This window comes from Tabrizicola thermarum, from assembly GCF_003574395.1.
GTDB classification, from domain to species: domain Bacteria; phylum Pseudomonadota; class Alphaproteobacteria; order Rhodobacterales; family Rhodobacteraceae; genus Tabrizicola; species Tabrizicola thermarum.
This window is the reverse complement of sequence record NZ_KZ984537.1, coordinates 100,989-124,350: the sequence shown is the minus strand read 5'-3', so window position 1 is coordinate 124,350 and position 23,362 is coordinate 100,989. Positions and strand designations below refer to the sequence as shown.

The 23,362-nt window shown below is 66.1% G+C and carries 22 protein-coding genes; 12 read left to right on the top strand and 10 right to left on the bottom strand.

What is annotated here, in order from left to right:
• Positions 1 to 95: 95 nt before the first annotated feature.
• On the top strand, positions 96 to 302 hold the full coding sequence (locus tag D5084_RS02650; RefSeq protein WP_238382501.1) for a hypothetical protein: 207 nt from the start codon (positions 96 to 98) through the stop codon (positions 300 to 302).
• A gap of 54 nt (positions 303 to 356) precedes the next feature.
• Here the strand turns inward: D5084_RS02650 and D5084_RS02645 are convergent, their stop codons facing one another.
• The gene (locus D5084_RS02645) at positions 357 to 857 is read right to left on the bottom strand and encodes an Lrp/AsnC family transcriptional regulator (protein WP_128513958.1); all 501 of its coding nucleotides are present in this window, start codon (positions 855 to 857) and stop codon (positions 357 to 359) included.
• A gap of 176 nt (positions 858 to 1,033) precedes the next feature.
• Between D5084_RS02645 and trxB the strand changes: the two genes are divergently transcribed.
• Both trxB and D5084_RS02635 read left to right on the top strand, forming a co-directional pair.
• Positions 1,034 to 1,972, top strand: coding sequence for a thioredoxin-disulfide reductase (gene trxB, locus D5084_RS02640; RefSeq protein WP_128513998.1), 939 nt, complete (start codon positions 1,034 to 1,036; stop codon positions 1,970 to 1,972).
• A gap of 94 nt (positions 1,973 to 2,066) precedes the next feature.
• Positions 2,067 to 3,677, top strand: a complete 1,611-nt coding sequence (locus tag D5084_RS02635) for an alpha-amylase family glycosyl hydrolase (RefSeq protein ID WP_128513957.1) — start codon at positions 2,067 to 2,069, stop codon at positions 3,675 to 3,677.
• Positions 3,678 to 3,709: 32 nt separating this feature from the next.
• On the opposite strand, the gene D5084_RS02630 is transcribed toward D5084_RS02635, so the two are convergent.
• The 8 genes from D5084_RS02630 to D5084_RS02595 all read right to left on the bottom strand — a co-directional run bounded on the left by D5084_RS02630 (position 3,710) and on the right by D5084_RS02595 (position 11,854).
• On the bottom strand, positions 3,710 to 5,611 hold the full coding sequence (locus tag D5084_RS02630; RefSeq protein ID WP_128513956.1) for a beta-galactosidase: 1,902 nt from the start codon (positions 5,609 to 5,611) through the stop codon (positions 3,710 to 3,712).
• Positions 5,608 to 6,444: an SMP-30/gluconolactonase/LRE family protein gene (locus D5084_RS02625; protein ID WP_128513955.1), complete on the bottom strand. Its 837-nt coding sequence runs from the start codon at positions 6,442 to 6,444 to the stop codon at positions 5,608 to 5,610. Before D5084_RS02625 ends, D5084_RS02630 begins: the two co-directional genes overlap by 4 nt.
• On the bottom strand, positions 6,441 to 7,046 hold the full coding sequence (locus tag D5084_RS02620) for a 2-dehydro-3-deoxy-6-phosphogalactonate aldolase (protein WP_128513954.1): 606 nt from the start codon (positions 7,044 to 7,046) through the stop codon (positions 6,441 to 6,443). The genes D5084_RS02625 and D5084_RS02620 overlap by 4 nt, the downstream gene beginning before the upstream one ends.
• Positions 7,043 to 7,954, bottom strand: coding sequence for a 2-dehydro-3-deoxygalactonokinase (locus D5084_RS02615; protein WP_128513953.1), 912 nt, complete (start codon positions 7,952 to 7,954; stop codon positions 7,043 to 7,045). The genes D5084_RS02620 and D5084_RS02615 overlap by 4 nt, the downstream gene beginning before the upstream one ends.
• Positions 7,951 to 8,706 (bottom strand): SDR family NAD(P)-dependent oxidoreductase, encoded by a 756-nt coding sequence (locus D5084_RS02610; protein ID WP_128513952.1) that lies wholly within the window; start codon positions 8,704 to 8,706, stop codon positions 7,951 to 7,953. Before D5084_RS02610 ends, D5084_RS02615 begins: the two co-directional genes overlap by 4 nt.
• Before the next feature lie 73 nt (positions 8,707 to 8,779).
• On the bottom strand, positions 8,780 to 9,625 hold the full coding sequence (locus D5084_RS02605; RefSeq protein WP_128513951.1) for a carbohydrate ABC transporter permease: 846 nt from the start codon (positions 9,623 to 9,625) through the stop codon (positions 8,780 to 8,782).
• Between the two features lies 1 nt (position 9,626).
• Entirely contained in the window at positions 9,627 to 10,544 is a 918-nt protein-coding gene (locus tag D5084_RS02600; protein ID WP_128513950.1) for a carbohydrate ABC transporter permease, read from the bottom strand.
• Between the two features lie 56 nt (positions 10,545 to 10,600).
• Complete coding sequence (locus tag D5084_RS02595; protein WP_128513949.1) at positions 10,601 to 11,854, bottom strand: ABC transporter substrate-binding protein; 1,254 nt, start codon at positions 11,852 to 11,854, stop codon at positions 10,601 to 10,603.
• A gap of 105 nt (positions 11,855 to 11,959) precedes the next feature.
• Here D5084_RS02595 and D5084_RS02590 point away from each other — a divergent pair, with 105 nt between their 5' ends.
• From D5084_RS02590 to D5084_RS02580, 3 genes are all read left to right on the top strand, one after another.
• Positions 11,960 to 12,745 (top strand): IclR family transcriptional regulator, encoded by a 786-nt coding sequence (locus tag D5084_RS02590; protein WP_128513948.1) that lies wholly within the window; start codon positions 11,960 to 11,962, stop codon positions 12,743 to 12,745.
• 18 nt (positions 12,746 to 12,763) lie between these two features.
• A complete protein-coding gene (locus tag D5084_RS02585; RefSeq protein ID WP_128513947.1) occupies positions 12,764 to 13,813 on the top strand; it encodes an ABC transporter ATP-binding protein in 1,050 nt (349 codons plus the stop codon).
• 344 nt (positions 13,814 to 14,157) lie between these two features.
• Positions 14,158 to 15,399 (top strand): MFS transporter, encoded by a 1,242-nt coding sequence (locus tag D5084_RS02580; RefSeq protein WP_128513946.1) that lies wholly within the window; start codon positions 14,158 to 14,160, stop codon positions 15,397 to 15,399.
• A 9-nt stretch (positions 15,400 to 15,408) separates the two neighbouring features.
• Here D5084_RS02580 and D5084_RS02575 read toward each other — a convergent pair whose 3' ends face one another.
• A complete protein-coding gene (locus tag D5084_RS02575) occupies positions 15,409 to 16,455 on the bottom strand; it encodes a DUF4424 family protein (RefSeq protein WP_128513945.1) in 1,047 nt (348 codons plus the stop codon).
• Between the two features lie 165 nt (positions 16,456 to 16,620).
• Here D5084_RS02575 and D5084_RS02570 point away from each other — a divergent pair, with 165 nt between their 5' ends.
• The 6 genes from D5084_RS02570 to D5084_RS02545 all read left to right on the top strand — a co-directional run bounded on the left by D5084_RS02570 (position 16,621) and on the right by D5084_RS02545 (position 23,301).
• Complete coding sequence (locus D5084_RS02570; RefSeq protein WP_128513944.1) at positions 16,621 to 17,790, top strand: MFS transporter; 1,170 nt, start codon at positions 16,621 to 16,623, stop codon at positions 17,788 to 17,790.
• 90 nt (positions 17,791 to 17,880) lie between these two features.
• Positions 17,881 to 18,903, top strand: a complete 1,023-nt coding sequence (locus D5084_RS02565; protein WP_128513943.1) for an aspartate-semialdehyde dehydrogenase — start codon at positions 17,881 to 17,883, stop codon at positions 18,901 to 18,903.
• Positions 18,904 to 19,156: 253 nt separating this feature from the next.
• Positions 19,157 to 19,558, top strand: a complete 402-nt coding sequence (locus D5084_RS02560; protein ID WP_128513942.1) for a MerR family transcriptional regulator — start codon at positions 19,157 to 19,159, stop codon at positions 19,556 to 19,558.
• Between the two features lie 62 nt (positions 19,559 to 19,620).
• Complete coding sequence (locus tag D5084_RS02555; RefSeq protein ID WP_128513941.1) at positions 19,621 to 21,396, top strand: acyl-CoA dehydrogenase C-terminal domain-containing protein; 1,776 nt, start codon at positions 19,621 to 19,623, stop codon at positions 21,394 to 21,396.
• Between the two features lie 60 nt (positions 21,397 to 21,456).
• On the top strand, positions 21,457 to 22,080 hold the full coding sequence (locus tag D5084_RS02550) for a glutathione S-transferase family protein (RefSeq protein ID WP_128513940.1): 624 nt from the start codon (positions 21,457 to 21,459) through the stop codon (positions 22,078 to 22,080).
• 9 nt (positions 22,081 to 22,089) lie between these two features.
• Positions 22,090 to 23,301, top strand: coding sequence for an acetyl-CoA C-acetyltransferase (locus tag D5084_RS02545; RefSeq protein WP_128513939.1), 1,212 nt, complete (start codon positions 22,090 to 22,092; stop codon positions 23,299 to 23,301).
• Positions 23,302 to 23,362: the final 61 nt, after the last annotated feature.

Genomic DNA, 23,362 nt, shown 5'->3' with positions numbered 1-23,362 from the left:
GCAAGGCGGGGGCTGAAATGATCGGATTGCAGCAAGGTTCTTCCCCAACACCGCCGCAATCGCCCGCCAGACTTTCCTCAATCGATTGGCATGCGATGGGGAAGCCGATGATCATCCAGATGAAGACCAAGCGCCGCTGGATCCTGTCGATCCTGGAAACCGTGGGCGATGCAAGCGACGGCCGGGTGGTCGCCCGTGCGACCGCGCGTCAGACCACCGGACGGACGATGGTCGCGGGCCAGAAGGGCTTTGCCCTGCGGCTGAAATCGGCGACCCGGCAAGTCAGCGACGCCGCACGCTGAAACGGGGGCGCTGCGGCCGTCCGGCGGGCGGTTGCCCTGCCCGGCGGCCAAGGCTCAGGCGTTCCTGGCGAGCCGCGCCTCGAGCACATCGAAGGGCAGGCCCGGCTCGTCCTTGGCACAGCGGATCACCAGACTGGTCTTCACATTGGCCACATGATCCGCACGCAAGAGTTCTTCCGTCAGGAAGCTCTGGAAGGTGGACAGATCGGGCGAGACGCATTTCAGGATGAAGTCGATCTCGCCATTCAGCATGTGACATTCGCGGACCAGGGGCCAGGCCCGGCAGCGCGCCTCGAAGGCGGCAAGATCGGCCTCGGCCTGGCTGTTCAGGCGGACCATCGCGAAGACCTGCACCTCGAAGCCCAGTTCCCGGGCATTGACGTCGGCGTGGTAGCCGCGGATGAAACCCTGATCCTCCAGCGCGCGCACCCGGCGCAGGCAGGGGGGCGCGGAAATGCCGACGCGGCTGGCCAGTTCCACGTTGGTCATGCGTCCATCGGCCTGGAGTTCGGCCAGAATCTGGCGGTCGATGGGATCGAGCTTGTGCGTGACCATGGTGCCTCCGTTCCCCGCCTTACTTACGCCCGGGGCGGCACCTGCGCAATAATGTTTCAACATTGCGCAAGAAAGCATATCGACTTGACCTTTGCAGCGAAGGAATGGCCGACATGCGGGGGCTTTCCGGCCCCGGACAGCATGGCTATATCGGGGTGCGACAGGCGAGGGACAACATGGGCGACACGCGGCATACACGGGTTCTGATTATCGGCTCTGGCCCGGCAGGCTATACGGCGGCGATCTATTCGGCGCGGGCCATGCTGAATCCGATCCTGATCCAGGGATTGCAGCCCGGGGGCCAGCTGACCATCACGACCGAGGTCGAGAACTGGCCGGGCGACCATTCGGTGCAGGGCCCCGATCTGATGGTGCGGATGGAAGAGCACGCGAAGGCGATGGGGGCCGAGGTCATCAGCGACTACATCACCAGCCTGGACCTGTCCGAGCGGCCCTTTACGGCGAAGGCCGACAGCGGGACGACCTATACGGCGGATGCGGTGATCCTGGCGACGGGGGCGCAGGCCAAGTGGCTGGGGCTGCCCAGCGAGGAGAAGTTCAAGGGCTTCGGGGTGTCGGCCTGTGCCACCTGCGACGGGTTCTTCTATCGCGGCAAGGAGGTCGTGGTGATCGGAGGCGGGAACACGGCGGTGGAAGAGGCGCTGTTCCTGACCAACTTCGCGTCGAAAGTGACGGTGATCCACCGCCGCGACAGCTTCCGGGCCGAGAAGATCATGCAGGACCGGCTGTTCAGGAACCCGAAGATCGAAGTCGTCTGGGATACGGCGGTGATCGAGATCCTGGGGACCGAGGCTCCGCTGGGGGTGACGGGCGTGCGGGTTCAGAACGTGAAGACCGGGGCCGAGCGGGTGATCCCCTGCGACGGGTTCTTCGTGGCGATCGGGCATGCGCCTGCGTCGGAGCTGGTGAAGGATCAGCTGCCGCTGCATTCCGGGGGGTATGTCGTGGTCGAGCCGGGCAGCACCCGGACCGCGATCCCCGGGGTCTTCGCCGCAGGGGACCTGACGGATCACATCTACCGGCAGGCAGTCACCAGCGCCGGGATGGGCTGCATGGCGGCGCTGGATGCCGAGAAGTTTCTGGCGGAGCACTGAGGCCCGAGGCAGGTTCCGGCTGCAACAGCTTTGGCGGCTTCCTTTCCGCCTGAAGCCCGGGTATGGCGCGGTGAACGGGGCGAAGGAGGGTTCGATGTCCGACTGGTGGCGTGGCGCCGTGACCTATCAGGTCTATCCCCGGTCGTTCCAGGATTCCAACGGCGACGGGGTGGGCGACCTGCCGGGCATCACCCGCAGGCTGGATCATCTGGCCGCGTTGGGGGTGGACGCGGTCTGGCTCTCGCCCTTCTTCCGCAGCCCGATGAAGGACATGGGCTATGACGTCAGCGACTACTGCGATGTCGATCCGGTCTTCGGCACCCTGGCCGATTTCGACGCGCTGGTGGCGCGCGCGCATGATCTGGGGCTGAAGGTCATCATCGACCAGGTCCTGAGCCACACTTCGGACCAGCACCCCTTTTTCGTCGAAAGCCGCAAGGACCGGGTGAACCCAAGGGCCGACTGGTATGTCTGGGCCGATCCCCGGCATGACGGCACCCCGCCCTGCAACTGGCTGTCGGTTTTCGGCGGGCCCGCCTGGGCCTGGGACGCGCGGCGCAAGCAGTATTACCTGCACAATTTCCTGGCGGCGCAGCCCGACCTCAACTACCACAACCGCGCCGTCCAGGACTGGGCGCTTTCGGCGATGCGCTTCTGGCTGGAACGCGGGGTGGACGGCTTCCGCTTCGATACCGTCAACTATTTCTTCCACGACCTGCTTCTGCGCGACAATTCCGCCGACTATCGGGTCAAGGCGGAACCCGAGGGCAACCCCTACGGGATGCAGTATCACCTGTTCGACAAGAACCAGCCCGAGAACCTGGCCTGGCTGGAACGCATCCGCAGGCTGCTGGACGAATACGGCGCGGCGAGCGTGGGCGAGATGGGCGAAAGCCACCACGCGATCCGCATGATGGGCGAATACACCGCGCCGGGGCGGCTGCATCAGTGCTATTCCTTCGAACTGATGGGCTATGACTATTCCGCCACCTTCTTCCGCGACCGGATCGAGGGCTTCTTCAAGGGCGCGCCCGACGGCTGGCCGATGTGGGCCTTTTCCAACCACGATGTCGTCCGCCATGCGACCCGCTGGGCCAGCCACGCCACCAGCACCGAGGATCTGGCGAAACAGGCAGCTTCGCTGCTGCTGTCCTTCGAGGGCTCGATCTGCCTCTGGCAGGGCGAGGAACTGGGCCAGACCGACACGCCCCTCGATTTCGAGGAGTTGACCGACCCGCAGGGCATCAACTTCTGGCCCGAGCCCATCGGCCGCGACAACACCCGCACACCGATGGTCTGGGACGCCTCGCCCAACGCGGGCTTCACGACCGGCAAGCCCTGGCTGCCGGTGAAGGCGGAGCAGGCCGCCCGCCATGTCGCCGGGCAGACGGGCGCGCAGGGCTCGGTGCTGGAACACTACCGCGCGGCGCTGGCCTTCCGCAAAGGATCATCGGCGCTCAGGGCCGGAAGGACGCGCTTCCTCGACCTGCGTGAGCCGGTCCTCGGCTTTGTCCGGGGCGAGGGCGAAGGCGCGCTGCTCTGCCTCTTCAATCTCTCGCCGGTGGCCTTGTCGGTGACCGTGTCGGGCGTCGGCGCACCCACCGGGCCGTCGCTTCACGCAGTCCTGCAAGGTGACCGGCTGACCCTTGGCCCGAACGCGGCGGCCTTCCTGCCGGTGATCGGAACTGTGACGGTGCAGGACTGACCTTCAGCGTAGGGTGGGCGATACCGCCCACCCTACTTTGTCGTCCACAACACCCCGGCTGGAGGGATCGTGACCCCGCCCCATTCCGCCGGAACCGGGTTGTAGTTGAACAGGAAGCGGTGCGTCGCAGTGTCCCTGCGGCGCAGCCCTTCGGGCAGCGGATCGGTCTCGATCCCTTCCGCCGCGCAGGCGCGTTGCAGGATGCGGGTCAGCGCCACCTCGTCCGGCCAACCGCCCAGATAGTGTAGCTTCCCCGCCGCGACCAGCGCCGGCCAGCCGTCCTCGGCCTCTTCGACTGTCTGTGCATTGCCCTCGAGCTTCTCGCGCCAGTTCACCAGCGCGCCGCCTTGCGCCAGCGGCACCGGCACATCGGGGGGCAGGCTTTCCACCCGCGCGACCACCGCCTCCAGCCCCGGCAGGGCAGGCGGCAAGGGCACCGGGATCGAGAAATCCGCAGTCTTCGAATTGGTCCGCGGCCCCAGGATCGCGGTGCCCTGGAAGGCCGCCAGCGCCGCCTTCAGCTTGTCCGACAGGCTGAACAGCCCCGGCGCCAGCACCAGCCGATAACCCGACAGGTCCGCCGCATCGGGGGGCAGAATGTCCACGTTCAGCCCCAGCCGCCGAAGCCCCCTGTAGATGTGGAACACCAGCCAGAAATAGCTGAAGCTGCGCCCCTGCGGCTGGATCTCCCAGGCCCAGTCCGATTCGTAGTCGAACACCAGCGCGACATCCGCCCTGGCCGTGCCCGCGTCCGGCATCGCGGCCAGCTCGCGCGCCACCTGCTCGACCTCGCCGAAGGCCTGCGCCGGGGCGCTGTCGGGGCGCAGCAGTCCCGCATGCATCTGTTCCTGCGCGAAGGGCGCCTGCCGCCAGCGGAAATAGCAGACCGCCTCGGCGCCATGGGCGAAGGCCTCCCAGGCCCAGAGTCGGGCCATGCCGGGCAGCGGGTCGGGGTTCCAGGGCGCCCAGTTCACCGGGCCCGGCTGCTGTTCCATGATCCACCAGCGGCCCCGCCCCACGGCGCGGTAAAGGTCATGGTGGAAGGCCTGGAAATCCGGGTCGCCCTGCCGCACGAAGCGCCGCTTGTGCTCGGGCTCTGCCGGGATCCGGTCCGACAGGAAGCCCAGGGGATAGCTGTCCCAGCTTGCGATATCCAGATCGGCGCCGACCTTGAAGTGATCGAACTCTGTCACCGCACCCATGTAGTTGTGGGCAATCGGCGCGTCAGAGTGGCGGCGGATGATCTCGACCTGAAGCCGGTTGAAGCTGACCACCTGATCGCTGGAAAAGCGTCGGAAGTCCATCACATGGCTCGGGTTCGGTTCCGTGACCGTCAGGTTCGGCAGGCCGACCTCGCGGAAATCGCGGTATTCCATCGACCAGAACACGTTGCCCCAGGCCCGGTTCAAGGCGTCGGGGGACTGGTATTTCTGCGCCAGCCAGTCCTGGAAGGCCACTTTTGCCGCCTCGGAATAGCTGAGCGTCGTCGAATGGCAGGCATATTCGTTGTCGGTCTGCCAGGCCGCCACATGGGGGTTCCGGCCATAGCGTTCCGCCAGTGCCGTCACGATCCGCGCGCATTCCGCCCGATAGCCCGGATGCGAGAAATCGTAGTGCCGCCGCGAGCCGAAGCCGCGCGCGCGCCCCTCCCGGTCCACCGCCAGCATGTCCGGGTGCCGCTCCAGCATCCAGCGCGGCGGGGTGGCCGTGGGCGTGCCCAGCACCACCTTGAGCCCGCGCTTGCCCAGCGTCTCGATCGCCCGGTCCAGCCAGCCCCAGTCATGGCGGCCCGGCTCGGGCTCCATCCGGCTCCAGGCGAACTCGCCGATGCGGACCCAGGTCAGGCCCAGCCGCGCCATGCGGGCGGCATCCTCGGCCCATTGCGCCTCGGGCCAATGTTCGGGGTAGTAACAGACGCCAAGCGTGCGTTTCATAGGGTGACCTGCGGTTCTGGAAGGCCTTTCCCCGCGCCGGGGAAGGCGAAAAGCTGGCCGGAGGCCGGGTGCCGCACCCGCGCCTTGGCGTCCATGTGTTCCAGGGCGGTGGTGACGTAGAGCGTCGAGAGGTCCGGTCCGCCGAAGGCCGGGCAGGACGATTGCGGCGCGCCCGGCGTCTCGATGGCGCTGAGAAACGCCCCGTCCGGCGCGTAGCATGCCACGCGCCCGGCGCCCCATTGCGCGTTCCAGAACCGCCCCTCGGCGTCGATCACCGCGCCGTCCGGGTTCAGCCCTGCGCGCTCCAGATCCAGCCAGACCTCGGGCTCACCCACCGGCCAGCCCGCCGCGTCCAGCGCGACCTTCATCACCTTGCCCGTCGCCGTATCGGCGAAATGCGCGGCCCGGCCGTCCGGCGTGAAGCAGATCGCGTTCGGGATGGTGATGCCGGGAAACAGCTGGCGCAGCTCGCCCCGATACCAGCGCCAGATCGCGCCTGCGCCCTTCTGGGCCCTTTTCCCCATCGTCCCGAACCAGAACCCGCCCTGCCGATCCGCGCGGCCATCGTTCGACCGGGTGTCCGGCGTGCCAGCCTTTGCCACCGGGGACCGCTCGCCAGAGGACAGGTTCAGCCGGAAGAGACCGGTCTCGCAGGCCACCAGCAGCTCGTCCGCACTGATCCAGCCCGCCGCAGAGACATAGTCCGCGAAGGTCCAGGACCGGGATTGCGAATGAAGAGTCCGGTTCAGGATGTCGAACCAGAACAGTTGTTCACGAACCGGGTGCCAGAGCGGCCCCTCGCCCAATTCGCACGGGCGTGCATCGAAGATCATGCGAAGACCTCGTCATAGGCCGCGACGATGGCCTTGGCGCGTGAGGCGATCTCGGCGGTGGACAGGCCCGGCGTATAAAGCGCCGTCCCGATCCCGAACCCCTGCGCCCCCGCCTTCGCCCAGTCGGCAAAGTTCGCCGGCCCCGCCCCGCCCACGGCATAGACCGGCAGGTCCTTCGGCAGCACTGCGCGGATCGCCTTCAGACCTTCGGGCCCGATCAGACTGCCGGGGAACAGCTTCAGCCCCGTGGCCCCCGCCCTGATCGCCGCGAAACACTCGGTCGGCGTCATCACCCCCGGCCAGGAGGCCATGCCCGCCGCCACCGTCGCCCGGATCACCTCGACATCCGCGTTCGGAGACACCACGAGCGTCCCCCCCGCCGCCTTGACACGGGCGACCTCCTCGACCGTCAGCACCGTCCCCGCGCCGATCTCGGCCCCCGGCACGGCGGCCACCATCGCCGCGATGGACGCGAACGGATCGGGCGAGTTCAACGGCACCTCGATCCGGGTGATCCCGGCCGCGACCAGAGCGCGCGCGGCGTCGGCGGCCTCGGGCGGGGTAATCCCGCGCAGGATGGCGATCAGGTTGCGATGGGTCATCTGGTCCTCTCGGTCTGCCGGATCAGCGAGGCAAGCCCGGCCAGAGTGCAGTCGGTGGCGGGCAGGCGCTGTGCGGCCACGCCCTGCGCCGCCAGCGCGCGGGCATAGGCCGCCGACAGGGTCTCGGCCCCGATCAGCGTCACGCGCTGGCCCAGCCAGTAGGGCCGGGCTGCCGCGAGTTCCGTCCCGATCAGAAGGCCCGACAGCCGTGCCCGCGCTGCCGCCGCCGACAGCCCCGCGATCAGCCCCTCGGCACGCAGGGAGAACAGCCGCGCGCCCAGCCGTTCCGGCCGCGACAACGCATCTGCCACGGCCCCATCGAAGGCCGCATCGTCCCAGCCCCCACCCTGCATTCCATGCCGCAGGACCGAGGATTCGGACAGCAGCGCGAACATCTCGCCGGTCATGAAGGTCTGGAAACTGACCACCTCGCCCGCGCTGATGTGCACCCATTTGGAATGGGTTCCGGGCAGGCACAGCACACCGTCATAGCCCGGCATCAGGTGCAGCGCCCCGGCAATCTGGGTTTCCTCGCCGCGCATTACGTCGGCGGGCTGGATCTGCTTCAGCCCCGGCGCGATGCTGACCCGCAGCCGCGGATCGGTCGTCGGCGCCATGACCAGCGCGGCCGGATCAAGCGGAGTGCAGGGCACGGCCCGATAGGGCGCCTCGCACCAGCCCTGACGGCTGCCCACCATGCCGCAGGCGATGACCGGCGGCCGGCCCTCCAGCCAGAGGCCGATCAGGCGCAGCAGAGCGGGCTCGAATCCGTCGCGCGTCAGTTTCCCCATGCCGTCGTCCGACGACGCCTCGGCCAGCACACGCCCATCCGCCGACATGGCAAAGGCGCGCAGGTTCGACGTGCCCCAGTCGACGGCGATCCAGTCGGGCGTCTCGGTTTCGGTCATGACGAGATGAACCCTCCGTCCAGCACCAGGGTCTGCGAGGTCATCATGCGCGAGGCGTTCGAGGCCAGGAACAGGACCGCGCCCGCCATGTCCTCGGGCTGGATCGGATCGGGCAGACACTGGCGGGCCAGATGGGCGGACAGGGCCTCGGGCGTGACCCAAAGCTCTTTCTGCCGTTCGGTCAGCACCCAGCCGGGCGCGATGGCGTTGACGCGGATGCGATCGGGGCCGAACTCGCGCGCCAGGGTCCGGGTCAGCCCGACGATCCCGGCATTGGCGGTGATGTAGGCGGCATAGCCCTTGTCGGCCATCATGAAGCTGATCGAGGAGAAGTTGATGATCGACCCGCTGCCCGCCGCCTTCATCCCCGGAATCACCGACTGGCAGGCAAAGAAATACGACCGCAGGTTCACCGCCATCGACCAGTCCCAGAAGGCCTGATCGGTTTTCAGCGTCTCGTGCCGCTGGTCGTTCGCGGCATTGTTCACCAGGACGGTGATGTCCCCGTGCACCTTTGCGGCCGTCGCCAGCGTCAGTTGCAACTGGTCGGTGACAGAGATGTCGCAGGGCAGGAACAGGGGCCGGTTGCCGGTGGCGGCCTCCATCGCGTCGCAGAACGGCGTCGCGTCCGACCGCTGGCAGAAGGCCACCTTGGCGCCCTGGCGCAGGAAGGCCTCGGTCAGGGCCGCGCCGATGCCCGACCCGCCGCCGGTGATGAAGACGGATTGTCCCTTCAGGTCCTCGAAGATCATGGCTGTCGTCCCGCTCCTGCGCTATCCCGCGCGACCTTGGCGGGGGGCAAGGGCGAAGGCCAGGGTCTGGCGCTCATTTCACCGCCCCCAGCGTCAGGCCGGCGATGAAATGCTTCTGCATCAGGAAGAACATCGCGACAGGCGGCAGGGCGGCCAGGATCGATCCGGCGCTGACCAGATGCCATTGCGCGATCCACTGGCCGTTGAGGCTGGACAGCCCCGCGGTGATCGGCTGGCTTTCCACGCCCTGCGTCAGCACCGTGGCCCAGAAGAAATCGTTCCAGATGAAGGTGAAGACCAGCACCGACAGCGCCGCGATGGCAGGCCGCATCAGGGGCAGGACGATGAACCAGAAGATACGCCATTCGCTGACGCCTTCCACCCGGGCGGCCTCGATCAGTTCGAAGGGCAGGGCCTTGATGAAGTTGCGCATGAAGAGCGTGCAGAACCCGGTCTGGAACGCGATGTGGAACAGCGCCAAACCGTACCAGGTGTTGTACATGCCCAAATTCAGCGTCATGTCGCGGACCGGGACCATCAGGATCTGGAACGGCACGAAGTTCCCCGCCACGAACATGAAGAACACCAGGATGTTCGCCCGGAACCCGTAGACCGCCAGCGCGAACCCGGTCATCAGCGACAGGCTGACCGCGCCGATCACCGTGGGGATCGTCACCCACAGCGAGTTCACCATGTACTGGCCGATGGGCGTCTGGGTGAAGATGAAGACGTAGTTCTCCCACGCGATGCCGGAGGGCATCCCGAAGTAGTTCCCCTGCGCCAGGTCCGAGGCCGGCCGCAGCGAGGTGAGGGCGACACCGAGAAGCGGGAACAGCCACAGGATCAGCGCCACGGGCAGGGCGATGGTGTAGACCCACTGCGCGACGGGCGAGGATTTCTGGATCGGACGCGGAAACATCTCAGCGCTCCCTCTCGTCGCGCCACATCTTCCAGATGAAGCCCGAGATGAAGACCATCATGATGAGGAACAGGACGACGGCAATCGCCGCGCCATAGCCCATGCGGAAGCCGTATTCGCCGAGCGCCATCTCGAACATGTAGTAGGACAGCACACGGGACGACCCGAACGGCCCGCCGTTCGTCATGATCGACACCAGGTCGAAGGACCGCAGCGCGCCGATCACCGTGACGATCACTGCGATGAAGGTGGCGGGCCGAAGCTGCGGCAGCACCACATACCAAAGCATCCGCCAGCCCTTGGCCCCGTCCAGCCGTGCCGCCTCGATCTGGTCGGGGGCGACGTTGTTCAGGCCGGTCAGGTAGAGGATCATCACATAGGCGATCTGCGGCCAGAGGCCTGCGGCGATGATGCCGTAGGTCACAAGGTCCGGGTCGGCAAGGACGGCAACCCCCTGCCCGGTGATGGATTCGATCAGCTTGTAGAACAGCCCGAAGTTCGGCGCGTAGAACCAGCTGAAGATCAGGCCGACGACAACCTGGCTGATGACGAAGGGAAAGAAGAACAGGGACTTGTAAAGACGGATGCCCCGGACGGTCTGGTTCAGGAAGATCGCGATGAACAGCCCCGCGGGCAGCGCCAGCATGTAAAGGACCAGCCATTTCAGGTTGTTCCACAGGCTGGTGGTGAAGGCCGGGTCGCTCATCAGTTCCCGGTAGTTCCCCATGCCGACGAAGCGGCCGGTGAAGTTGCCGTCCCGGTCGTAAAGCCCGTTCCAGTCGTAGAACGACAGCGTCACGCTTTCGACGATGGGCCACAGCACATAGACCGTGAACATCGCCAGCCCCGGGGCCAGGAACAGCCAAGGGGCAACCGTTCTTTGCGTCCAGCGCCGTCGTGTCGAAGCTGCCTCTGCCATGTCTCCCCCCGGAAAACGAAAAGGCGCCCCCCGCGAACGGAGGGCGCCACGTCAGATCACTGCGGATAGAGGCGCAGACGGGCCTGCTCCAGCCGCGCCAGGATCGCCTCGCGCTGGTCGGGCTGCACCAGGAACTGCTGGAAGCCTTCCATGCCGACCTTGGCATATTCGGCATCCGCGTCGCGGTCCCAGAACTGGGCGATGCCGCCCGTCGCGGTGGACAGCGCCTCGAACCCGGCCACCAGGAACGGGTCATCCGCCGGAACGGTCGCGTTCTTGTTGGTCGGCAGCTGGCCCACGGCGGTGTTCCACTTGGACTGCGCTTCGGCGCTGGCCATGTAGGCCAGGAACTTCTTCGCATCCTCGGGGTTCTTCGCGCCCGAAGTCAGGTGGATCGTGTCGGTCGGCGCTTCCTCGGCCCGCGGGATGCCGGAGGTGATCTCCGGGAACACCATGAAGCCCAGGTTGTCGTTCGTCATCCCGCCTTCCTTGAAGACGCCGACGGCGAAGTTGCCCATCACGTAGTTCGCAGCCTTCCCCTGCACCAGAAGCGCCGCCGCATCCTGCCAGTCGATCGCGGCGTGGTTCGCGGTGACGTAGGGTTGCAGCTTGCCGAAGTTGTCGAACACCGCCGCCACTTCCGGCGAGGTCCAGCTGATCTTGCCCGCCGCCAGATCGCTGTGGAACTGGTAGCCGTTGGTGCGCATCGAGATGTAGTCGAAGATCCCTGCCACCGGCCACAGCGCCGACGAGCCCGTGGTCACGCAGTCGATGCCTGCGGCCTTGAACTTCTCGCAGTTGGCCAGGAACTGATCCCAGGTCACGCCTTCCGGCCCCGGCACCTCGACCCCCGCCGCCTTGTAGGCGTCACGGTTGTAGTAGATGCCCCACTGATAGTAGGTGTAGGGGATCGCATACTGCTTGCCGTCGATGGTGGACGACAGCACCGAGGACGACAGCGAGTCCTTCAGCCCGTTCTGTTCCCACACGTCCGAGATGTCGGCAAACAGCCCGGCTTCCACGAACGGCCGCATCCGGTTGGCCGCATACCAGTTGGCCAGGTCGGGCGGGTTCGCGGTCAGGAAGTTGCGGATCGCGTTCTTGTAGGCTTCGTGGTCGAAGTTGGTCATCTGAACGTCGATGTCGGGGTTCGCGGCCTCGAAATCGGCGATCAGGGCTTCGGCGGCGGCCAGCGGAATCGGGTCGTAGTCCGCGTTCCAGGTGACGACGCGCTTGTCCTGCGCGAAGGCCGAAGTGGACAGCATGAGCGCTGCCCCGAGCGTCACAGCGCCCGTCAGTTTGTGAACCATGGTTTCCTCCCGTTCGGTTTCACTATTTGAAACTAAGTCTTGAATATTGAAAACTATGTCGGCTATCGTCTATCCTGTCAACAACGACGTTCCGGGGAGGGGACGATGGGGGCAGAGGGAAATGCCGACGGCACGGTGGGCAAGGCGCTGGATGTCCTGGACATGGTGGCCAGCCATGGCCGCCCGGTGCGCTTTTCCGACCTTCTGGCGCAATCGGCCTACCCCAAGGCCACACTCTACCGCCTTTTGCAGACCCTGACGCATCAGGGGATGCTGATCCTGGACCCAGATACGGGGACCTATGCGCTTGGCGTCCGGCTTGTCCGGCTGGCCCACGCGGCCTGGTCGCAATCCTCGCTCGCCCCCATAGCGCGGCCCTATCTTGATGAACTGGCACGCGAAACCGGCGAGACGATCCACCTTGCCCAGCTTGATCTCGGCCAGGTCCTCTATGTGGACAAGCGCAACGCCGCCCGGCCTGTCGAGATGTTCGCCCAGGCCGGCAAGGTCGGCCCGGCCTATTGCACCGGGGTGGGCAAGGCGATGCTCGCGTTCCTGCCGCCCGAGGCGCTGGAGGCGGCGCTCGCCCGCCAGTCCTTTTACCGCTTCACGCCCCACACGCTTGCCAGCCGCGAGGCGCTGCTGGAGGAGCTGGAGGCGATTCGGAAACGTGGCCATGCCTGGGACCGGGAAGAGCACGAGGCGGGAATCATCTGCTGCGCCGTGCCGATTCTCTCGCGTCAGGGGCGGGTGATGGGCGCGCTGTCCGTCACATCGACCACGGCGCGCACGACTTTGGACGCACTGGGGGCGCAGGCCCCGACGATCAAGGACATCGCGGCGAAGATCGCAGCGGAAGCGGAAAGCTGGCGCTTTCCGGAACAGGTTTGAACGGGGGGAGGAAAACCCATGACGGGAGTGACGCTGGAAAAGGTTGTCAAGCGCTTTGGCGACGTGCAGGTGATCCACGGGGTCAACCTGACGGTGGAGGACGGCGAGTTCTGCGTCTTCGTCGGCCCCTCGGGCTGCGGGAAATCGACGCTGCTGCGGATGATCGCCGGACTGGAGGAGACCAGTTCCGGTGCCATCCGCATCGGGGCAAAGGACGTGACATACATCGACCCCTCGGAACGGGGCGTCGCGATGGTGTTCCAGACCTATGCGCTTTATCCTCATATGACGGTGGCGGAAAACATGGGCTTCGGGTTGAAGATGACCGGCCACCCCAAGGCCGAAATCGACCGCAAGGTGGCCGAGGCCGCCCGCATCCTGAAGCTGGAGCCGCTTCTGGACCGCAAGCCCAAGGCCCTGTCGGGCGGCCAGCGCCAGCGCGTCGCCATCGGCCGCGCCATCGTGCGGGGGCCGGAGGTGTTCTTGTTCGACGAACCGCTTTCCAACCTCGACGCCGAGTTGCGGGTGGAGATGCGCGTCGAGATCGCCCGCCTGCACCGCGAGATCGGCGCGACGATGATCTACGTCACCCATGACCAGGTCGAGGCGATGACGCTGGCCGACAAGATCGTGGTCCTGCGCGCCGGACGGATCGAACAGGTCGGCAAGCCGCTCGACCTTTACAACAACCCGGACAACCGCTTTGTGGCGGGCTTCATCGGCAGCCCGGCAATGAACTTCGTGGCCGGAGTGGCCGATGTCGGGTCCGTCGCAACCAAGGGCCTTGGGCAAGTGGCCACCCTGGTGGGCCTGCCCGCGAAGGGGGCCGAAGTGACCGTGGGGCTGCGTCCGCAGCACCTGAAGATCGGGCCGGGCGACACGCACCGGGTGGAGCTGACCGAGGCTCTGGGCGGGGTCTCTTACGTCCACCTTACCGCGCCCTCGGGCGAAAAGCTGATCGTGGAACGCCACGACCAGGTCAGCCTGGAGCCGGGCGCGAAGGTCGGCGTCAATTTCGACGCCCGCGATGCCATGCTGTTCGACAAGGACGGGATGCGGCTGCGCTAGCGACCGCGCGTCGAGCGCCTGCGGCTTCTGTTCGCCGGGGTCCTTGTGACGAGACGCCTGGCGCAGGCAAAGCAGTCCGTCAGGACAAGGTGGGGACGAGCCGAGGGAAAGGCTCGTCTCGTGCCGGATCACCAGGCAGGGAATCCGGTCAAGGAGGGCCTTCTGCCGCTTGTCGGTCGGCCCTTGTGTCGAAGCCTTCGCCGGGGATACCGCAAAGGGCGCTGCTGCTGATTCGCTGGAGTTTCCGGCCCGTGCCGGGCGCGGTGTAACGGTCACAAGTTCGCGGTTGACGCTGCACGGGTGCGGGCGCAGGGTCCGCGCCGGTAGCGGCAAAGGCCAGCAGGATGCAGTCAGCAAAAGCCCCCCTCGTCACTCCCGTCCTGATTGCCGGTTGCCTGGTCCTGATGATCTCATTCGCGATCCGGGCCAGTTTCGGGGTGTTCCAGATCCCGATCGCGACCGAGTTCGGCTGGCTGCGGGCGGATTTCTCTCTGGCCATCGCGATCCAGAACCTGGCCTGGGGTATCGGCCAGCCGCTGTTCGGGGCGATGGCGGAACGGTTCGGCGACCGGCGGGCGATCGTCACCGGGGCGATCCTGTATTCGGCGGGGCTGGTGCTCTCGGCCCATGCGGTGACGCCGGGACAGCATCAGTTTCTGGCGATCCTGGTCGGCTTCGGCATCGCCGGAACCGGGTTCGGGGTTATCCTGGCCATCGTCGGGCGCGCGGCAAGCGCCGAGAACCGGTCGATGGCGCTGGGGATCGCGACGGCGGCGGGATCGGCGGGGCAGGTCTTCGGCGCTCCGACGGCGGAGTGGCTGTTGCAGAGCTACAGCTGGCAGACGGTGTTCCTGATCTTCGCCATGGTGATCCTGACGACGCTGGCCGCGCTGCCGTTCCTGCGCAGCCCGCAGATGGCCACGAAGCAGGAGCTGGAGGAAAGCCTGGGCACCGTGCTGATCCGGGCCTTCAAGGACCCGTCCTACACGCTGATCTTCCTGGGCTTCTTTTCCTGCGGCTATCAGCTGGCCTTCATCACCGCGCATTTCCCGGCCTTCGTGACCGAGCTGTGCTCGCCCATCGACGCGGGGTCCATGCTGTCGAACATCGGCGTCACCACGACCTCGGCGCTGGGGGCGGTGTCGATTGCGGTGATTGGCCTCTTCAACATCGCGGGGACCTTGACGGCGGGGTGGCTGGGCAAGCGGTACACGAAGAAATACCTGTTGTTCGGGATCTATGTGGGCCGGACCATCGCGGCGGCGCTGTTCATCCTGCTGCCGATCACGCCGGTCAGCGTGCTGGTCTTCTCGGCGGTGATGGGGTCGCTGTGGCTGGCCACGGTTCCGCTGACCAGCGGCCTGGTCGCGCATATCTATGGCATCCGCTACATGGGCACGCTATACGGCGTGGTCTTCCTGAGCCACCAGATCGGAGGGTTCCTGGGGGTCTGGCTGGGTGGTCGGATGTATGACCTGAACGGCGATTACACGTTGGTCTGGTGGATCGGCGTGGGCGTGGGCGCGTTCAGCGCGCTGGTCCACCTGCCGATCCGGGAACGGCAGATGGTGGCGCAGGCGGCGTGACCGTCGGCCTTAATTCGGGTTCATCGGCTGGACGATCAGCACCTCGAGATCGCGGTCGGGGGTGTAGTCCTTCTTCTCGATGACAAAGGTGGTGGGGTCGGTCTTCCTGACCCCTTCGGCGCAGAGCGAGATCACGTTCCTCGGGTCGCCCTTGTCGAGCGTCAGGGTGAAGCGGCCGATGGGGCCGGCCCAGCTGTTCGCGGTCCGCAGGACGTAAGAGATGTTCCAAGCCGTGCCGTAATGGCCGAACTCGTCGCCTTCAGGGTTCTTCAGCGCCTTCGCCAGAGCTTTCGAAGTGCCCGGGTCGATGCAGTACTGGTTGACCAGATCGGTCTGGTACTCCTCGGGCGGATCGGACCAGTAGAACAGCCCCCCGGGCGGGCGGTTGGTATAGCTGTGACTGACCGACAGGGTCTTCCCGGCCGGGAAGGTCTGCGTCCAGTGGTAGCGGGTGACGATCGCCCAGGTCCCCCAGACATCGGGCGGGACATCCTGCGCGGGATCGCCGTCGTAATATTCGGCCAGACCAAGCGCCTCGACTTCCTTGCGCTTCTCCTCGGGCAACGACAGCAGCACCTTGCGCACCGCCATGTAATCCAGCGTCAGCGGGATGCCCAGCCGCTCCAGATCGGCGGTCACGTCGCGTCCGGGGTTGTCGTATTGCCTGGATGGCGGGTTCTCTTCGTCGAAGCCCTCCTCGACCACGGCGATGCGGTCGATCTCCACGCTGACGGGCTTGCCGTCCACCGTAGCGGTGAAACCGACGAGATCCTCCTGCGTCAGATCCTCGGGCAGGTTCATCATCGCCTCGTAGCCGGACCAGACGCCCACCGGCGGCAGCGGGAAGATGACCTCGCCGGTCACGTCCCGGTCGGTCAGGTTGCGAAAGACATAGTCGACGGCGACCCTGTCGATCGAGATGAACAGCCGCTCTTCCTCCATCGCGACGGCGTCGGTCTGGTCGAAGGTCAGGCCGGTGGCGGAGAGGCCGCCGAACCCGTCGTTGGCAAGGGCGGGCGCGGCAAGGAAAAGCAGGGGGACAAGGGTCAGGCGCATCGAAACCTCCGGGACGAATGACGGTATCTGACGCGCGAGACCGCGCTACCGCAAGGGGGCGGAGAGGGAGTCTGCGCAAACTTCCGACCGGGTTCTGCGCAGAAATCGGCCTTGCACCCGCCCGTGGCGCTTGCGACAAGGCGTCGGTTCCCGAAAGGCTCCGCCATGCGCGTCGGCATTGCCGCCCTGATCCTTGCCTATGTCCTGAGCCAGTTCTACCGCGCTTTCCTCGCGGTGCTGACGCCCGTGCTGAAAGCCGACCTGGGCCTGACGGCGGCCGACCTCGCCTCGGCCTCGGGCTGGTGGTTTCTGGCCTTTGCCGCGATGCAGGTCCCCATCGGGTCAAGCCTCGACCGGATCGGACCGCGGCTGACCTCGGGCGTCCTGCTGGCCGTCGGGGCCGGCGGAGCGCTTCTGTTCGCGCAGGCGACCGGGGCGTTCCAGATCAAGCTGGCGATGGCGCTGATCGGCATCGGCTGCGCGCCGGTGCTGATGGCCAGCTACTTCATCTTCGCCCGCCAGTTTTCGCCTGCGGTCTTCGGCACGTTGGCCGGGATCACCATCGGCGTGGGCTCGCTGGGCAACGTGGCCTCCTCGCTGCCCCTGTCGGCGGCAGTCGAGGCCTTCGGCTGGCGCGAGACGGTGCTGGGGCTGGCGGCGATCACCGGGGCGGTGGCTCTGGCGATCCTGATCCTCGTGCGCGATCCCGAACGGCTGGAGACGGCGCGGGATGGCTCGCTTCTGGACCTGTTGCGCATCCCGGCGATCTGGCCGATCCTGGCGATGATGGTGGTCTGCTACACCCCGATCGCCGGGCTGCGCGGGTTGTGGGTGGGACCGTATTTCGCGGATGTGCATGGGGCGGACCCGCTGGAGATCGGGCGGGTCGGTCTCTGGATCGGGCTGGCGATGGTGGCGGGCAACTTCGCCTACGGCCCGCTGGACCGCTGGCTTGGCACCCGGAAATGGGTGATCTTCGGCGGCAATGCGGTGACGCTGGCCTGTCTTGCGGGTCTTTGGTGGTTCGCCGCCGCAGCGCCCTGGGTGGCGACGGCGCTTCTGGTGGCGGCCGGGTTCTTCGGGGCGAGTTTTCCGATGGTCATCGCCCATGGCCGGGCGTTCTTCCCACCGCATCTCATGGGACGGGGCGTGACGCTGCTGAACCTTTTCGGCATTGCGCCCATCGGCATCGCCCAGATCCTGACCGGCCGCATCCACGCCGCGACCGCGCCCGTGCCACCCGCCGCGCCGTATCAGGCGGTGTTCCTGTTCTTTGCGATCACCACCGCCGTGGGTCTGGCCGTCTACCTGCTGTCACAGGACCGGACCGACTGAGGCCGACCCCGTCGAATCCGCTTCCCCCCGCGCGACCCATAGGCTAACAGCCACGCGTCCCACCTTCGGGACGGTCAGAGGAGAACCCCGATGGGCTACAAGGTCGTCGTCGCGGGTGCCACGGGCAACGTGGGCCGCGAAATGCTGAACATCCTCGCCGAGCGCGAGTTCCCGGTCGATGAGATCGCCGCGCTGGCGTCGCGCAAATCTCTGGGCACCGAAGTCAGCTTTGGCGACAAGACCCTGAAGACCAGGGACCTGGACACGTTCGACTTCACCGGCTGGGACATCGCGCTTTTCGCCGTGGGATCCGAGGCGACCAAGGTCTATGCGCCCAAGGCTGCGGCTGCGGGCTGCGTGGTGATCGACAACTCGTCGCTCTATCGCTACGACCCGGACATTCCGCTGATCGTGCCGGAAGTGAACGCCGACGCCATCCACGGCTACAAGAACCGGAACATCATCGCCAACCCCAACTGTTCCACCGCGCAGATGGTGGTGGCGCTGAAGCCGCTGCACGATCGCGCAAAGATCAAGCGCGTCGTGGTGGCGACCTATCAGTCCGTTTCCGGTGCCGGGAAGGAAGGGATGGACGAGCTGTGGAACCAGACCAAATCGATCTACAATCCGGTCGACGAGGTTCCGGCAAAGAAGTTCCAAAAGCAGATCGCCTTCAACGTGATCCCGCAGATCGACGTCTTCCTGGACTCGGGCGAGACCAAGGAAGAATGGAAGATGGTGGCCGAGACGAAGAAGATCCTCGATCCGAAGATCAAGGTCACCGCGACCTGCGTGCGGGTGCCGGTCTTCGTCGGCCATTCCGAGGCGATCAACATCGAGTTCGAGGAGTTCCTCGACTGGCAAGAGGCGCAGGACATCCTGCGCGAGGCGCCAGGCGTGATGCTGATCGACAAGCGCGAGCCCGGTGGCTACATCACGCCGATCGAATGCGTGGGCGAATATGCGACCTACGTCAGCCGGGTGCGGCAGGATTCGACCATCGACAACGGGCTGAGCCTGTGGTGCGTGTCCGACAACCTGCGCAAGGGCGCGGCGCTGAACGCGGTGCAGATCGCCGAACTGCTGGGATCGAAGGTCCTGAAGAAGGGCTGAGGGTTTCCCCACATGGCCTTGAAAGGGTCTCGGTCCAGGGCCGGGGCCCTTTTTCATTCTTCATTCGGCCTTCTCGGTCCGCCACCGAAGTTCCTGCGCTCTCAATCACAAGGTTGACCGCAGAGCGCTGACTTCACGTCATGTGCCGCTCTGACGTGACGTCACAGTGACGTTAACGTCAACTGCTCTGGTATTCATCGGTTCGGGTTTGCATCTGCCCCCGCAGCAATGCTTCCCAATGACGAGTGTGACCATGACGACCCAAGTTCCAAGTGACGTGATGACGATCCGGCAGACGTGCGAGGCCTACGGCGTGACCCCGCGCACGCTGCGGTTCTACGAGGCCAAGGAATTGCTGACCCCGATCCGCATCGGGACACGGCGGCTGTTCACCCGGCGCGACCGGGCTCGACTGGCGCTGATCCTGCGTGGCAAGCGGTTCGGTTTCAGCCTGGAGGACATCCGGCAGACGCTGGACCTCTACGACCGCGACAGCGGCAACACGGCGCAGAACCGGCGCGCCTGCGAGATCGCCCGCGAACGGCTGCGGGTGATGGAGGCCCAGCGCGCCGAGCTGGACGTGGCAATTGCCGAGCTGAAGGCCGAACTGGCCAAGGCCGAGGCGAAGGGGCTTGCGTCACCGCAGGCCGCCTGACGCGACACCGATCGACCCGCGCCCCCCGCGGCGCGGCACATGACAGGGAAGAGGAGAGAAGAATGCCCAGCTACACCGCACCCGTGAAGGACATGCAGTTCCTGCTGCACGACGTTCTGAAGGTCTCCGAAGCCGATATTCCCGGCTACGCCGATCTGGACAGAAGCTTCACCGAGGCTGTGTTCGACGAGGCCGCGAAAGTGGCCCAGGACATTCTGACGCCTCTGAACGTTGTGGGCGATGTCGAGGGCTGCGCGCTGGAGAACGGCATCGTCCGCACCCCCAAGGGTTTCAAGGAGGCGTTCAAGACGCTGCGCGAGGGCGGCTGGATGTCGCTGGACGCGGCCCCCGAATACGGCGGGCAGGGCCTGCCTTACCTCATGCACACGGCGGTGAACGAGACGTTTGTCTCGGCCAACATGGCCTTCAACATGTATCAGGGCCTGACCCATGGCGCCTATTCGGCGATCCTGGTCCACGGGACCGAGGAACAGAAGGCGAAATGGCTGCCGAAGCTTGTGACCTGCGAATGGACCGGCACGATGAACCTGACCGAGCCGCATTGCGGGACCGACCTTGGCCTGTTGCGCACCAGGGCCGAGCCGCAGGCGGACGGGTCCTACAAGATCACCGGGCAGAAGATCTTCATCTCGGCCGGGGATCACGACATGGCCGAGAACATCGTTCATCTGGTGCTGGCCAAGGCCCCGGGCGGCGGCGAGGGGACGAAGGGGATCAGCCTTTTCATCGTGCCGAAGTTTCTGGTGAACGAGGATGGCTCGCTGGGCGACCGGAACGCGGTGTCCGTGGGCAAGGTCGAGCACAAGATGGGCATCCACGGCAACGCGACCTGCGTGATGAACTACGACGGGGCGACGGGGTATTTGCTGGGTGAACTCCACAAGGGCATGCGCGCCATGTTCACGATGATGAACGAGGCGCGGCTGGGCGTGGCGCTGCAAGGCTATGCGGTGGCCGAGGCCGCCTATCAGAACGCGCTGGCCTATGCGAAGGACCGGCTGCAAGGCCGCGACGTGACGGGGGCGAAGAACCCGAACGGCCCGGCCGACCCTTTGATCGTGCATCCCGACATCCGCCGCAACCTGATGGAGCAGAAGAGCTTCATCGAGGGCGCCCGCGCGCTGACCTACTGGGGCGCGACGCTGATAGACCGCTATACCCGCACGGGCGACGCCGCGGTCGAAGGGCTGGTCAGCCTGATGATCCCGGTGCTGAAGGGGTTCCAGACCGACAAGGGCTTCGAGATGGCAGTGCAGGCCCAGCAGGTCTTTGGCGGGCATGGCTATATCGAGGAATGGGGCATGTCGCAGTTCGCCCGCGACGCCCGGATCGCCATGATCTACGAAGGCGCCAACGGCATCCAGGCGCTGGATCTGGTGGGCCGGAAGCTCGCGCAGGACGGCGGCAAGCATGTGATGGCCTTCTTTGAAATGGTGAAGGCCGAGTGCAAGGCGCATGAGGGCGACGAGCGGATGAAGGGCTTCGTGGAGGCCTTGAAGACCGCGTCGAAGCAGTTGCAGCAGGCGGGCATGTTCTTCATGCAGAACGGCATGAAGAACCCCAATGCGGCGCTGGCCGGGTCCTATGACTTCATGCACATGATGGGCCATGTCTGCCTGGGCCTGATGTGGACCCGGATGGCCAAGGCCGCGTACGACGCGCTGGACGCAGGGGCCGCCGACCGCGACTTCTACGAGGCGAAGATCGCCACCGGCCGCTTTTACATGGCCCGCCAGCTGCCCGCCTGTTCCATGCATCTTTCCCGCATCGAAAGCGGGGCCGATCCGGTGATGGCGCTGGCCGCCGAGGCGTTCTAGGCTTTTGCCCGAAGGGTGGGCCGCCAAGGCCCGCCCGACCTGTCACGGGAGAGACCGGCGATGAAGCTCTATTCCTTCGGCGAAAGCGGCAACGCCTACAAATGCGCCCTCGCGCTGGAGATGGCCGACCTTGAGTGGGAGCCGATCTTCGTCGACTTCTTCAAGGGTGAAGCGCGCAGCCCGGAGTTCAAGGCGATCAACGAGATGGGCGAGGTCCCGGTGCTGATCGACGGCGACCTGACGCTGACCCAGTCGGGGGTGATCCTTGACTACATCTCCTCCAAGACCGGCAAGCTGGGCGGGCGGTCTGCCGCCGAACGGCGCGAGGTGCTGCGCTGGCTGTTCTGGGACAACCACAAGCTTTCGACCCAGATCGGCACCACGCGCTTCCTGATGAACTTCCTGCCTCCCGAAAAGCGACCCGAGGCGGTGATCCCCTTCCTGCAAGGCCGCCTCAAGGCCGCCTATACGGTGCTGAACGACCACCTTGACAACCGCACCTGGATCGCCGGAGACGCCGTCACCATCGCCGACCTGTCGGCCTGCGGCTACCTCTATTACCCCGAGCCCTTCGGCTTTGACCGCAAGGACTGGCCGCACATCGACCGCTGGCTGGACCGCATCAGTGCGCTGCCCGGCTGGAAACACCCCTACGACCTGCTGACGCGGGCCTTCCCCGCATAGGAGACCACCATGACCGATGCCTTCATCTACGACGCCGTCCGCAGCCCCCGCGGCAAGGGCCGCCCCGACGGCAGCTTGCACGAACTGACCTCGGTCGCGCTGTCGGCCAAGGTGCTGAACGCAGTGAAGGAGCGGAACGGGCTGGAAGGCCACGCCGTCGAGGACGTGATCTGGGGCAACGTCACCCAGGTCGGCGAACAGGGCGGCTGCCTCGCACGGTCGGCGGTGCTGGCCTCGGATCTGGACGAGCGCATCCCGGGCCTGGCGATCAACCGCTTCTGCGCCAGCGGGATGGAGGCGGTGAACCTGGCGGCGAACCAGGTGAAGGGCGGGGCGGGTCATGCCTATATCGCCGGCGGGGTCGAGATGATGGGGCGCGTCCCCATGGGCTCGGACGGGGCGGCGATTGCCGTCGATCCGACGCTGGCCATGAAGACCTACTTTGTCCCTCAGGGCATCAGCGCCGACATCATCGCCACCGAATTCGGCTTTACCCGCGACCAGGCCGACGCCCTGGCGGTGGAATCGCAGCGCCGCGCGGCGCGGGCGTGGGAGGAAGGACGGTTCGCGAAATCCGTCCTGACGATCAAGGATCAGAACGGGCTGACCATCCTGGACCGCGACGAATACATGCGCCCCGGCACCGACATGCAGGCGCTTGGCGCGCTGAAACCGGCCTTCAAGGAGATGGGCGAGGTGATGCCCGGCTTCGACAAGGTCGCGATCATGAAGTATCCGCACCTCGAGAAGATCAACCACATCCACCACGCGGGCAACTCCAGCGGCATCGTGGACGGGGCGGCGGCCGTCCTGATCGGCAGCGCCGAGTTCGGCCGCGCGCATGGGCTGAAGCCGCGCGCCCGCATCCGCGCCACGGCGAAGGTCGGCACCGATCCCACGATCATGCTGACCGGCCCGGTTCCGGCGACGCAGAAGATCCTGAAGGACTCCGGCCTGCAGATCGGCGATATCGACCTGTTCGAGGTGAACGAGGCCTTCGCATCCGTGGTTTTGCGCTTTCAGCAGGCCTTCGACGTCGATCCGGCACTGGTCAACGTCAACGGTGGCTCGATCGCCATGGGGCACCCGCTGGGGGCGACCGGGGCCATCATCATCGGCACCCTCCTGGATGAGCTGGAGCGGCAGGACAAGGCGATTGGCCTTGCCACCTTGTGCATCGCAAGCGGAATGGGCGCAGCCACGATCATCGAGAGAGTCTGAGCGCCATGGGCGAAAGGGGTTACGGTGCCGGAATGCAGATAATGCGATGCTGCGTTGATGT

Coding starts and splice junctions, on each gene's coding strand:
- trxB (WP_128513998.1), top strand. CDS start 1,034: ATGGGCGACACGCGGCATACACGGGTTCTGATTATCGGCTCTGGCCCG.
- D5084_RS02630 (WP_128513956.1), bottom strand. CDS start 5,611: ATGAAACGCACGCTTGGCGTCTGTTACTACCCCGAACATTGGCCCGAG.
- D5084_RS02575 (WP_128513945.1), bottom strand. CDS start 16,455: ATGCGCCTGACCCTTGTCCCCCTGCTTTTCCTTGCCGCGCCCGCCCTT.
- D5084_RS02550 (WP_128513940.1), top strand. CDS start 21,457: ATGAAGCTCTATTCCTTCGGCGAAAGCGGCAACGCCTACAAATGCGCC.
- D5084_RS02570 (WP_128513944.1), top strand. CDS start 16,621: ATGCGCGTCGGCATTGCCGCCCTGATCCTTGCCTATGTCCTGAGCCAG.
- D5084_RS02635 (WP_128513957.1), top strand. CDS start 2,067: ATGTCCGACTGGTGGCGTGGCGCCGTGACCTATCAGGTCTATCCCCGG.
- D5084_RS02600 (WP_128513950.1), bottom strand. CDS start 10,544: ATGGCAGAGGCAGCTTCGACACGACGGCGCTGGACGCAAAGAACGGTT.
- D5084_RS02645 (WP_128513958.1), bottom strand. CDS start 857: ATGGTCACGCACAAGCTCGATCCCATCGACCGCCAGATTCTGGCCGAA.
- D5084_RS02565 (WP_128513943.1), top strand. CDS start 17,881: ATGGGCTACAAGGTCGTCGTCGCGGGTGCCACGGGCAACGTGGGCCGC.
- D5084_RS02605 (WP_128513951.1), bottom strand. CDS start 9,625: ATGTTTCCGCGTCCGATCCAGAAATCCTCGCCCGTCGCGCAGTGGGTC.
- D5084_RS02585 (WP_128513947.1), top strand. CDS start 12,764: ATGACGGGAGTGACGCTGGAAAAGGTTGTCAAGCGCTTTGGCGACGTG.
- D5084_RS02560 (WP_128513942.1), top strand. CDS start 19,157: ATGACGACCCAAGTTCCAAGTGACGTGATGACGATCCGGCAGACGTGC.
- D5084_RS02580 (WP_128513946.1), top strand. CDS start 14,158: ATGCAGTCAGCAAAAGCCCCCCTCGTCACTCCCGTCCTGATTGCCGGT.
- D5084_RS02610 (WP_128513952.1), bottom strand. CDS start 8,706: ATGATCTTCGAGGACCTGAAGGGACAATCCGTCTTCATCACCGGCGGC.
- D5084_RS02650 (WP_238382501.1), top strand. CDS start 96: ATGGGGAAGCCGATGATCATCCAGATGAAGACCAAGCGCCGCTGGATC.
- D5084_RS02615 (WP_128513953.1), bottom strand. CDS start 7,954: ATGACCGAAACCGAGACGCCCGACTGGATCGCCGTCGACTGGGGCACG.
- D5084_RS02545 (WP_128513939.1), top strand. CDS start 22,090: ATGACCGATGCCTTCATCTACGACGCCGTCCGCAGCCCCCGCGGCAAG.
- D5084_RS02590 (WP_128513948.1), top strand. CDS start 11,960: ATGGGGGCAGAGGGAAATGCCGACGGCACGGTGGGCAAGGCGCTGGAT.
- D5084_RS02620 (WP_128513954.1), bottom strand. CDS start 7,046: ATGACCCATCGCAACCTGATCGCCATCCTGCGCGGGATTACCCCGCCC.
- D5084_RS02625 (WP_128513955.1), bottom strand. CDS start 6,444: ATGATCTTCGATGCACGCCCGTGCGAATTGGGCGAGGGGCCGCTCTGG.
- D5084_RS02555 (WP_128513941.1), top strand. CDS start 19,621: ATGCCCAGCTACACCGCACCCGTGAAGGACATGCAGTTCCTGCTGCAC.
- D5084_RS02595 (WP_128513949.1), bottom strand. CDS start 11,854: ATGGTTCACAAACTGACGGGCGCTGTGACGCTCGGGGCAGCGCTCATG.